Here is a 10,749-nt window from a genome sequence, read left to right on the forward strand (position 1 = left end):
TCCGACGGCTTCACCCGCCTGTGGCCGTCGGTCGTCGTGTGCGCCTGCTATCCGTTGTCGTTCTACCTGCTGTCCCTGGTGTTGCGTCAGATCTCGATTGGAGTCGCCTACGCGGTGTGGTCAGCCGTCGGTACCGCGGCTATTGTGATTATTGGCATCGTCGTCTACGGGGAGCCCCTGACCACGGTCAGGATCATTTCGCTCCTGCTCGTCGTACTTGGTGTCCTCGGCCTGCAGCTCGGCGGAATCCGCCGGTGATCTGTTCGTCCATGCGGCGGAGCCGAAGTCTTTGGGCGTGCCTGTTCAGAGGCCCAAGATTGTAGTCTGTGCCATGACCGCGGGTATGTCTCGATCAGGTCTCATGGCACGTCCCTTCTGATTGTCTCATCGGGAACTGGGGCCGCCGCGCCTGGACCGCACGATATGCTGCCGCCCTGTTCTCCGGGAGAGGGAAGGCAAGGCGATAAGGCAAAGGAGATGCGGTAGGATGGCCCCGATGCCGACACTACTCGTTGTTCACCATACGCCGTCGCCGACAATGCAGGCCATGCTTGAGGCGGTAATAGCAGGGGCGCGGGATGACACCATCGAGGGCGTAACGGTGGAGGTGCGGCCGGCGCTGGCCGCCACGGCGGTTGATGTACTGGCAGCGGATGCCTATCTGCTGGGGACTCCCGTGAACATCGGATATATGTCCGGGGCGCTCAAACATTTCTTTGACCAGATCTACTACCCCGTGCTCGAGGCGACCATCGGCCGACCGTATGCGTTGTACGTTCACGGCAACTCTGACACCACTGGCGCGGTCCGCGGGGTCGAGACGATTGCCACCGGGCTGAAGTGGAAACGCCTGCGTGAGCCCCTGTCGGTTGTCGGCGAGGTGGACGCCGCCGTGCGCGAGGCTTGCTGGGAGCTTGGAGCAACGGTCGCGGCCAACCTGATGCCCGCGTGACCTGGACGTCTGAGGCTCAGGCCGGTCCAGAGTGAGCGATGAACCAGTCAGTGATCTCGCTAGGCCACTCTGTGGAGATCCGAGAATCCGCCGGCGGTTGGCCAACGTGTCCGCGGCCAGCTCCCGGGCCAGGTGTGCTGCGGACAGGGTGCGTGCCGCCACCATCCTCATCACCGAGCTCCTCGGCCAGTCCACCGACATCACCCGCCGTTACACCACGCACTGTTAGTGCTACGCTACGCATTGCTGGCGCGTTTCGTGCATGACCTGTTTCATTGTGCGATGATGTGACATCCGCTATAGGGGCCAATGGGCAGTATTAGCTGATTAGGTGCTAGTTCCACCCGCGGCCCCGGACAGCGGATGAAGGCCCGAAGCCGGCCGCCTGTGCCGGCTTCGGGCTGCGCCACGCGTATCTGGCCTTACGGGTTGTCACCGAGGAGGAAGACCGTGCGTAAGAGGCTCGTCGCAAGAATCCTGCCGGTTCTGATCGTCCCCATCGTCTTTTTGGGGTTCACGGCAAGCAGCGCTTCGGCATTGTCCGGAGGGCCGTGGACCTGGAAGAACACCGCCACGTTGCGGTGCCTGGACAGCAACACCAGCGGCAGCGTCTACACGCTGGGCTGTAACGGCGGTGGCTACCAGCTGTGGACCAACACCCCGCTTACCTACGGGGACCAGATCAAGGACTATCAGACCGGCCGGTGCCTGGACAGCAATGCCAATGGCAGTGTCTACACGCTGGGCTGCAACGGTGGCAGTTACCAGCAGTGGAAAGTCACCTATAAGGGCACATACGGGTACGAGATTAAGAACGTGGCGACAGGATTCTGCTTGGACAGCAATGCCAGCGGCAGCGTCTACACGCTGGGCTGCAACGGCGGCAACTTCCAGCGCTGGAAATAAACGTCCGAGATTAGGGCTTGCGCCATCACCCTGATGGGTATCCGGGTGTTCTGCGGCGAGAGCCGTCCGCACCCTGCCGATCTCGGCGTTTAACTCCCCGCCCCCGGTTGGCTCAACCAGTCAACCGGGGGTTTCTCCGGTCGGCGGACAAGCTCGACTGTCGTGGTTACGCCACGTTGGTGTCCCAGGCCAGGCTGATGGCGTGGATTTCCATCGCTGTCGGCCGCTCGGGACAAGTGACCTGGGCGGGTTCAAACGGTCGATCGCGTCGACGACGAGCGCCTTGGACCTCGGATCGAGCCCGTTGACCCAGGCCAGGAACTCGTTCGTGACGCGGACTTCCCACTCGTCCACAGGGGAAGTTTAGCAAATTCTCCACCTTGGAGCAGGGTCGGCAGCGCCGAGCCGGCGGCCTTCTGTGCAGCTTGCCATGGTTCCCGATCTTGTGGGCATGTAGCGTGATCGCGCGAGGCGCACGACTTTCGGCAAGTTCTGTGAGCAGAACCGTGGCTAAGGTAGGGGTCGCATATCCACCGTTAGTGTTCGACCCGTCACCATCTATGCCGGATGGCCCATCGGCGGAGGGGACGGTTGCGGCGGCAATTATACGCAAGAATCGCCGCTGAAAACCCGCAACAATTGCACCCCAAGGCCACGAATGGGCCGGCAACCTCGACCCGACCGGACAGGCGAGCGGCCATTTTTTGTCAGTCAAGTCTTGATGGAAATAACAATTTCCCCAATAGTGGATCATGGCCGTTATCGTTACAGCCCGAAGGGAAGGCCGTGGCCACCGTACAAAAGAAGGTCTCCGACATCTCCGGGGAAATGGCGGATGACGAGGAGTTCGGCGCCCTCACCGTCAAAACCCACCCGCTGCTGGATGCGCCCTGCCAGCTCGACATTTTGCCGTCAGAAGTGGCGGCAATGAAGGAAGCGGGGGACATCGTGCTGTGCGCGGTGAGGCTGCCCGGCGAAGACCAGGCCCGCCAATTCGCCGTGACCCTGCCCGAGTTCCGGAAGGTCGTGCCTGACGCGGCACTGGAGAAGGCACGGGGCGTGCGGGGGCGCCGGGCGCGTACCTAATCGCCCACCGCTGGGGCCAGTAATCGCACTCACCAAACCCGTAGTCGCGCCCCTCCCAACGTAACACCGGCATCACGGGGTCCAGAGCCATCGTTGTCTCTGGACCCCTCGCCCATTTGAGGCCGCACTCATCCGGCCGGAATATATTTAGCCATCACGTCCTCGATTCGGGCCACCAGCAAAAAATCGAGTTCCGTAATCTTCTGCCCGGCCGTGTAGGTGGTGAGGCTAAAGTGCAGGGTCTCCCAGCGCAGGTCAATATCTGGATGGTGCTCAAGCTCCTGGGCTGGTCCCATTACGTCGTTGATCGCCTTGACGCTGGTGTAGTAGTCCAGGTGAAAGCTTTTATGAATTTCTTCCCGATCCGGGGCTTTTTCCCAGCCCGGTAGCGCGCTGAGGCGGCGGGTGACTTCCTCGGCCGGTAGCGGGTCGCGTACTCCCATGTCACACCCTCCTACAGTTGGGCGAGCAATTCCTTTACCTCGTGCCCCACCGGATCAGCGTGCCAGGGGGTGAGGTGATGCCAGACGCCCTCCAATTCCTGGCGCAGCCGCGCCGAACTGGTTTCTTGGGCGATGGTGACGGCCTGGCGCACGGCGCCAACCACGGCGTCCGGCTGGTGGGCTTGGGCGGAGGCTACGGCCTGACGCGCCCGGTAAACGCCCGCATCCCGCCGCGCGGTCGTGGGCAGGCCGGTTATCACCTGCTCCCACAGGGCCACCGCCTCCGCGCCGAGGCCAAGCCTGTTGTAGCAGGTGGCGCGCTGGGCCTCGATGTAGCCGGGGGTCCGGCGGCAGGCGTTGTACCAGGGGTAATCGTCATCCACCTGGGGCAGGAGCGCGGCGGCTTTATCCAAAGCGTAATCAGCGCCCCGGCGGTTGCCCATGAGGGCAAAGCCGTGGGCGGATTGTTGCATTGCCTGTACCCGCACCTTCGGGCACAACTCCGTTTCATCCACAAGGGCCGCGCTTGTGAGGTCCAGTGTGCCGGGGCCGTCCTGCTCGTCGGTGCAGATCATGGCCTTATTAGTCAGGGCGTGACGGATAAGCTGGGTATCCCCGACCCGGTGGGCGAGTTCCAGCGTGTGATTCGCCCAATGGGAGGCCGTACCCAAATCCCCGGCGTCCTGGTAAAGCCACGTCACCAGGCCCGCATAGGCGGCGTTAGTGCGCAAGAGCGCCCGCCGTGCATCGCCGCGGGCCACGGTGAGGAGTTGGCGTAGCAACTCCTGTTGTACCAGTACCGAGGGGATCACGGTGTAAGGGCCTAGCGTAGCCTCGGCCGCATAGAAGCTGTCAATTTGTGAGGCGAGGTACTCGATGGCCTCGGGCGCTACTTGCTTATAGGAGGCCAGCGGCATCACTTTGCCCCCGACCAAAAACCCGGCTCCGCTTCCGGCAAGAAATGTCCGCCGATCCATCGCCACAATAACCACCTCCCCGACGTGCGCAATCACCCGGTACTGGTCCGGCACGTCGCTATACGTGCTGTCCCTGCCGCGGTGGTGCGAGGCAATTGATGCGGCGCCAGCGGCAGGGGGCCTTTGCATTTCTCCCGCCGGCGGACGCTGGCGGGGAAGTTTAAACCACAACAGCTCTTCCGGGATGCGCAACATCTCGGCCCAGCGAATGAGCTTAGTGAGATCAGTTATAGGAGTGCCGGATTCGATACGGCTTAGCTGTGTCTGGGTGATGCCCATCCATCGTGCCACCATCTCCTGGGGCAAGGGGGCGCCGTGGTGCGGGTGGGTGCGGTACGCGGCAATGACGTGGCCCATGTGCCAGGCATCGAGGGCATCCCGGAGTTGGTCTGACGCTTCCCAAAATGTGGGCGCCACCTCCGGCGCTCCTGCCTCCAGCTCGACCGTCCGGCGCTGGCAGGGTCCGCACAGGCCCACGCTGTTGTCCCGTGCCAGCCGTTCCCCACACCGGTAGTAGCGACCCTGCCCCCGCTGCTCGCTCACCGTAATTACCGGCCCTCTCCGTCGTCTGCGGTGGGCTTCCTACCTCGCAGTCTAGCCGTTACGGTCCGTCGTCCAGACGTGCCGCGCATACCCGTCATGCATGGGATGGCTACTGCTCTTTAGCCAACGCGCGCAGTGTCCCAACCAGGCCCCGGTGCCGGGTTGAGATGGCGCAAGTTCGATCATGCCGGCCTCCCCGGCACCGGGCGCCAGCCAGACGGGGCTGACGGCGGACCAGCAACAGGAGGTAGATGGTGGGCGGCTGGATCAGCGGTTCGTGTTCGTCCGGGCCGGGGTCTGGGGAGAATATGGCTGCTCATCTCATCGAGTGCCAATTTGAAGCCGTACTGACGCAACTGGAGCTGCTGGAAGACAACTTTGCCTATTCCAGGAACGAACTCGGCGCCACGCCCCTTGAGCTGGCCGCCCTCCGCGAACGGCTGGAAAGCGTGACCGAGGAGGTCCGATGGATGCGCGACCAAATGGGGAAGCTCGTGGGACGGTTGGAGCACTCCAGAAGGCGGCAGCCCGGCGTATCCGGCCCTACTCCGTAATCAATGGGTACGGGGAACAGTTGGCCGCCTTTGCTGAGTGGGACGAGGCGCACCAGTGGGCGCACCTGACGGCCATGGACGACCAGGTAATCCTCCCGCTGGAGGTGGAAGACCGGAGCCAGCGCATTACCCGCCGCATCACCCGCGAAACCTGCGAGCTGATCGCCTGGACCATTTTCACCAAAATCTCCGGGTGTCCGCCAACGGAGTCGGAACCCCGGATAGCGCCGTACACGCCGAGGGGGTGATGAGCATGGGAGGGTGACAGTATGAGCGACTAATCCGCGCCGCTTCCGGCGAACACCAGCCACTCCACGTCACAAGCCAAGCCCGCCCCTTCGAGTGTCCGGGGCGGGCTTGGTGGCGTCACATTTACCGCCGCGCCGGATGTATTAATACCATCGCCGGAGCGCTTGTCAAACTCGCCGTTTCACGGGCCGGTCATTGAGGCTGGCCGAGACCCCTATTTTGCGAGGTCACACCATCGCCTAATCAAAAATCAATACCTTTGAGCCTGGTGTCGCTTTTTGTTCATTGAGCGTTTTCAATGTGGTTTTTCTAATTGCCTTCGTGGGTGAGGACGAGGATGGCCTGCGCGAATATGCCGACACGGCGGGGGCAGCCGCGGTAGCGGTCGAAGATGTGCCAGTTCTTCAGGACCGCGAAGCCGCGTTCGCCCTGTGAGCGGGTGGCGGCGTGAGTCTGGTTGGCTTCGTTGTCGCGGACGGGGAGTTCCTTGTTCCTGGGCTTTTTGATCGGAATGAGGAGTCGGTCGCCCTCGCCGCCGACGTAGCCCTTATCCGCGTAGAGGTAGAGCTGTGAGCGGTCGACGAGGTCGAGAATGGTGTGCATCCGGGCGGCGGTGAGGTCATGGACGGAGCCGGGTAGCCCTTCGGAGATCCAGATCATCCGGCCGTAGGGGTCCATGAGGCCCTGGAGGTTGATGCCGTGGTATTTGTGCTTGCCCGAATAGTACAGCTTGTTGTGGGCGCGGACACGGTTGGTGCGCACGACTGTGCCATCGAGGATGAGGAAGTTGCTCTGGGTCCACGCGAAGGTCCAGACAGCGGCGAGCAGGCTGCGCCCGCGGGTCGCGAGGAGGCGGACGGCCTCGTGGATGTAGGTGTGGACGGTGCCGACGCTGACCTGGAAGCCCGCGGCGAGTTGTTCGTAGCGTTCACCTTTGCGTAGGTGGACGAGTACCAGGAGTGCCTGGTCGTGTGAGGGTAGCTTGCGCCAGGTCTGGCGTCGGGCGCGGTCCTCGGCGAGCAGCGCGGTCAGAAACGTCAGGGTCGACTCGGGCAGATCGACAACGCCGGGGTACGTTAGCAACGGAAGTCCTCGGTCAAGGGCACAGTGGATTAGGCACCCTGTGGTCTACCGGGGACTTCTCTATTGACGAGGCCTGGGCCAACATCACCCGGTCAACTGTGGGCCACCGAATGTCAACAGAACGATCGGGTTGCCGCCCCATCAATTCGCTAATGGCCTTTGCCGACTTCCGCGGGGACCAGGAAAAACCAAGATTGAAAAGGCTCCGTCTACTTTTACTACGCGGCCTGGCGAGACGAGGGTATTTTCGCCCGCCTCAACTACGACCTGACCGGCCTCGCCCGTGCCAAGGAAGACCGCGCAGCCGAGCCGACCGCATGCATCCTCGACACCCAGAGCGTCAAGACCTCCACCAACGTTCCCCGTGCCAGCCAGGGGATAGACGCCGCCAAGAAGATCGTCGGCCGTAAGCGGGGCGTCGTCACAGACACGCTCGGGCTGCTGCTGGCCGTGGTCGTGACCGCAGCCTCGGTCCAAGACACCAACGGTGGCAAAACCGTGATCGACGCGCTGGCCGCCGGCCACCGCCGCCTCATCCGGGTGTGGGTCGATTCCGGGTACAAGACCCAGTTTATCGGCCATGCCGCGAAGGCCGGGATTACCGCCGATGTCGTGGCGAAGGAACCCGGACAAAAGGGGTTTATCGTCTACCCTCGCCGCTGGGTGGTGGAGCGGACGCTAGGTTGGATCATGATGCACCGCCGCCTGGCCCGCGACTACGAGACCGTGCCCGCCAGCTCCGAAGCCATGATCTACCTGGCTTCGATCGACAATCTCACTAGACGCATAACGAACGAAACAACACCTACCTGGCGAGGAACCTATTAGGTTATATAAGATGATTATCTCTAATCAAACGCCCTCTGAGGTGGAAGCGTCTGCGGGAGCCGCTGTCGGTTGTCGGCGGGGTGGACGCCGCCGTGCGTGAGGCCTGTTGGGAGCTTGGGGCGATGGTCGAGGCCAGCCTGATGCCCGCGTGACTCGAATCCGGAATCGACGGATGGAGGTCAGGTGGTCTGCGGGGCGGGCGGCACGTGCCATTCGGCGACCAGCCAGTCAAGGTCCGCCTGGTCCTTGGCCCGCTGTGTCAGCTCGTCGGTGAAGAGCGCGTCGGTCTTCTGGAGAACGAGGGTGTAGGGGCGGCCCTGCCGGCGGGTGACATGACTGACGGGCAGTTCGGCGGCGTCGATCCGGGAATGGACGTGCCGCCTGCGCTGCTCGGCGAGCGGCCAGTCGAGGGTGCGCTGGCTCGGGTCCGCGAGGAACGCGCGCAACGTCTCGCACAGTTCGCACCCGCAGCCGTCCGCGGCCAGCGTGATCGACCAGTCCGTGGCGGCACGCGATGGGAGCGCCAGCCGGGAGCGCAGCCGCGCCGCGCAGTCCGCTGCCAGCTCGCCGAAGCCGGTCTCGTCGCGGGTACCGTTGCCGCCGGGCGCCGCAGCGGCGCGCAGCGCGGACATCTCCAGCGCGGTGACCGCGTCCTGCTGCCGCCGGACGTGTTCGAGGACTGTGTCCCGGGTGTCCGCCGGCCCGGTCGTGGCGGCGGCCGTCAGTACCGAGGCAAGCGGTGCGCCCAAGGCGTCGAGGCCGCCGTCGCGGCTGCGCGGGGATGACGACCGGGCCGCGCTGTCGATCGCTTCCCGCAGCCATGTCCACGCCAGGTCGACGAGCAGCTGCGCGGCCGTCTCGCCGCCTCCGGGCTCGGCGCGCAGCCCCGCGCACAGCCCGGGAAGCGAGTCCGCCACCCATCGCCCGCGTTCCGGTCCGCCGACGGTCCAGTACGGCTGTCCCGCGCCCGCCCACGTCCTCAGCAGCTGCACGGCCCACGGCCGTCCATACTGGCTGGCGAGCTTCGCGAAGGGTGCGGCGCCGCCGGCGGTCAGGTTCTCGACGCGGAACGGGCCCAGCAGCATCGATGCGGTCGCGGCGTCCGCCACGGTGTCCGCCGTGCGCAGGGCCTTGCCGAATGTCTCGGAGATCCTCGCGCTGTCCGCCGACGTCCGCGCGCGCAGGGCACCGTCCCAGAACGGCTCGAGCGTTGCCGCGGCGGCCTGCGCGTCCGTCGGTGCCATCTCGGCAAGCGCGTCCAGAGCCCAGCCGGGGGAGGTCTCGGCGCGGTTGGCGAAGGACTGCTCGCGGGGCCAGACAACGATCGCCGCGCGGTGGTACCAGCGGTCCAGCGTGTTACCCCAGTTACCCATATAGCCCTCGTAGTCCGAGGTGTAGGGCTCGAAGTCGTCCGTCCCGCTGGACGCACACACCTCGTCCTCGTCGACGTCCAGCGAGGTCGCCTCCAGCTGGTCACCGTCCGGGCCGGTCCAGTGCGTGAGCGTGACCGTCGACTCGATCAGCTCCTGGATATCGTAGTCGGCCAAGTCATCAGTGTCATCGTCCTCAGCATTCTCATCGTCGTCCCAGCAGCGCCGGCCGCGGCCCCCGTAGTAGTCGTCCGCCTCGTACGCGCTGTGTGTGGTCTTGATGTCCGCGAGCGCTAGGACGGCCTCGTACCCAGCCCGTTCGGCCGCTGCCTGCACCAGGGAGCCGCGCGCGGCGTCGGCGCCCTTCAGCCCGCGCCAGCCCAGCGCGCGCGGGGTGTACTCGTGGTCGAGGAGGTAGACGAGCCGGTTCGGCGGGCCGGCGGGGCGTCCGCCGTAACGGCTGAACACGGGTGTGCTGAAGTGCTCCCGAAGGAAACCGGCCAGCTCGCCGACCGCTCCCTCATCGCCCTCCGGAAGGGCAGTGTCACCGCTGAGCAGCAGATTGTAGGTGAGGGCGATCCGGTACCCCGACCGGATCTTGGCGACCTCGTGCCGGCAGTCGGCGTAGAAGGCGACCAGCGACAACTCTGCCGTCGAGCCTCGGTAGGTGTTCTTCTCCTCGAGGTGACGTACTATCAGCTCGCCCCCGCTGTGGTCGGAGGGCAGCGTCACCACCAGGGTGCCGATCATCGAGTCGTCCTTCTCGCTGTCCTGGTGGGCGCGGAAGAACTGGCCCGGCTCGTACACCAGCAGGGAATGAAGGCCAGCAGTGAGCTCGGCGGCGATCGGCAGGCCCAGCTCGTCCTTCACCGTCGTCAGAATGTCGTTCAGCGCGTCGTCGTCCCACCTGGCGTGGACGAGCTCCGTCGGGATCTCCCACGTGTCGCGGACGCCTGGGTCGGTCAGCGTCTCCTCGCCGCGGCCAAACCGGGCCGGTTGGCCGCGGCCGAGGAGCTCGCGCGCCTGCGCGGAAGACACCGGGAAGGCGACGGACCCGACGCCGTCGACCTCGATACTCAGCACGTCCGCACTCGTCGTCAAGGCAACGCTGAACGCGCCCGCCACGTCTCCTCGGAGCATCCTCGCCAGCTTGTCCCGCGCCACGGTCGCCATCGCCGCATTCCCTTGTGTCTGTGAGCGCTGTACCGTCGAGCATGAAACTAGCAACCTCCCATCCACCCGGCGGCCCCGGCATCGGCGGTCTGCGTCGGCTGGCTTCCTTTGGCCTTGAAGTGCCAGCCAGCGGGGCTGAGAGCGTTGTCAACGCGACGGCGGGCCTAGGTTCCGCGGCATGTCGCGCGGGCGGTGGCCCGCTATGGGTTCTGGGCCTGCGAGGAGGGCCCGGCCCAGGTCGGCAATCCAGACCAGGAACAGTGGGCGCCCCGCGTGGCCGGTGGGTCGCTGCCATGGTGTGTGGTGGCGGGCTGGTGTGTCGGTGGCTGTCTATACGGTGTGGCCATGTCGAGTCCGCACACACCTCATGACGCGGTGTTCCGTCGGATTTTGGGGACGCCATCAAACGCGGCGTCACAGCTACGGGCGGCGCTACCAGCAGAACTGGTGGCCCGGCTTGACCTGGACAGACTGGCACTGGTACCGGGGAGCCTGGTTGATGCCACGTTACGATGGCGGCATACCGATCTGCTGTTCACCGCGCCACTGGACGGCCGAGAAGCATTCGTCTACGTACTGATCGAG

General features: G+C 64.8%; 12 protein-coding genes and 1 pseudogene. 9 read left to right on the top strand and 4 right to left on the bottom strand.

Annotated elements, in window-relative coordinates; all coding sequences use genetic code 11:
• The 5 genes from MJ777_RS20435 to MJ777_RS20450 form a co-directional block, all read left to right on the top strand.
• A partial coding sequence (locus tag MJ777_RS20435; protein ID WP_239377486.1) for a multidrug efflux SMR transporter occupies window positions 1-258 on the top strand: 258 nt, incomplete at its 5' end.
• A 229-nt stretch (window positions 259-487) separates the two neighbouring features.
• Window positions 488-952 carry a flavodoxin family protein gene (locus MJ777_RS20440; protein ID WP_239311207.1) on the top strand — a complete coding sequence of 155 codons (465 nt, stop codon included), beginning with the start codon at window positions 488-490 and terminating at the stop codon, window positions 950-952.
• 97 nt (window positions 953-1,049) lie between these two features.
• Complete coding sequence (locus tag MJ777_RS22815; RefSeq protein ID WP_255720318.1) at window positions 1,050-1,181, top strand: hypothetical protein; 132 nt, start codon at window positions 1,050-1,052, stop codon at window positions 1,179-1,181.
• 221 nt (window positions 1,182-1,402) lie between these two features.
• Window positions 1,403-1,858, top strand: a complete 456-nt coding sequence (locus tag MJ777_RS20445) for a ricin-type beta-trefoil lectin domain protein (RefSeq protein WP_239311208.1) — start codon at window positions 1,403-1,405, stop codon at window positions 1,856-1,858.
• A 786-nt stretch (window positions 1,859-2,644) separates the two neighbouring features.
• On the top strand, window positions 2,645-2,944 hold the full coding sequence (locus MJ777_RS20450; protein WP_239311209.1) for a hypothetical protein: 300 nt from the start codon (window positions 2,645-2,647) through the stop codon (window positions 2,942-2,944).
• 128 nt (window positions 2,945-3,072) lie between these two features.
• Here the strand turns inward: MJ777_RS20450 and MJ777_RS20455 are convergent, their stop codons facing one another.
• A complete protein-coding gene (locus tag MJ777_RS20455) occupies window positions 3,073-3,387 on the bottom strand; it encodes a 4a-hydroxytetrahydrobiopterin dehydratase (protein ID WP_239311210.1) in 315 nt (104 codons plus the stop codon).
• Window positions 3,388-3,398: 11 nt separating this feature from the next.
• Window positions 3,399-4,721 (bottom strand): helix-turn-helix domain-containing protein, encoded by a 1,323-nt coding sequence (locus tag MJ777_RS20460; protein ID WP_370652791.1) that lies wholly within the window; start codon window positions 4,719-4,721, stop codon window positions 3,399-3,401.
• A 440-nt stretch (window positions 4,722-5,161) separates the two neighbouring features.
• Between MJ777_RS20460 and MJ777_RS20465 the strand changes: the two genes are divergently transcribed.
• Entirely contained in the window at window positions 5,162-5,461 is a 300-nt protein-coding gene (locus tag MJ777_RS20465; protein WP_239377488.1) for a hypothetical protein, read from the top strand.
• A gap of 20 nt (window positions 5,462-5,481) precedes the next feature.
• Window positions 5,482-5,709 carry a hypothetical protein gene (locus MJ777_RS20470; protein ID WP_239377489.1) on the top strand — a complete coding sequence of 76 codons (228 nt, stop codon included), beginning with the start codon at window positions 5,482-5,484 and terminating at the stop codon, window positions 5,707-5,709.
• Between the two features lie 310 nt (window positions 5,710-6,019).
• Here MJ777_RS20470 and MJ777_RS20475 read toward each other — a convergent pair whose 3' ends face one another.
• Window positions 6,020-6,793: a transposase family protein gene (locus MJ777_RS20475; protein WP_239377490.1), complete on the bottom strand. Its 774-nt coding sequence runs from the start codon at window positions 6,791-6,793 to the stop codon at window positions 6,020-6,022.
• Window positions 6,794-6,994: 201 nt separating this feature from the next.
• Between MJ777_RS20475 and MJ777_RS20480 the strand changes: the two are divergent.
• Window positions 6,995-7,621, top strand: a pseudogene (locus MJ777_RS20480) (IS5 family transposase); the annotation flags it as partial.
• 179 nt (window positions 7,622-7,800) lie between these two features.
• Here MJ777_RS20480 and MJ777_RS20485 read toward each other — a convergent pair.
• Complete coding sequence (locus tag MJ777_RS20485) at window positions 7,801-10,164, bottom strand: 2OG-Fe(II) oxygenase (RefSeq protein WP_239377491.1); 2,364 nt, start codon at window positions 10,162-10,164, stop codon at window positions 7,801-7,803.
• Window positions 10,165-10,509: 345 nt separating this feature from the next.
• On the opposite strand from MJ777_RS20485, the gene MJ777_RS20490 reads away from it, so the two are divergent.
• A partial coding sequence (locus MJ777_RS20490) for an Rpn family recombination-promoting nuclease/putative transposase (RefSeq protein WP_239377492.1) occupies window positions 10,510-10,749 on the top strand: 240 nt, incomplete at its 3' end.

The sequence above is a fragment of the Protofrankia sp. Cj5 genome (assembly GCF_917627405.1).
Taxonomy (GTDB): Bacteria; Actinomycetota; Actinomycetes; order Frankiales; family Frankiaceae; genus Protofrankia.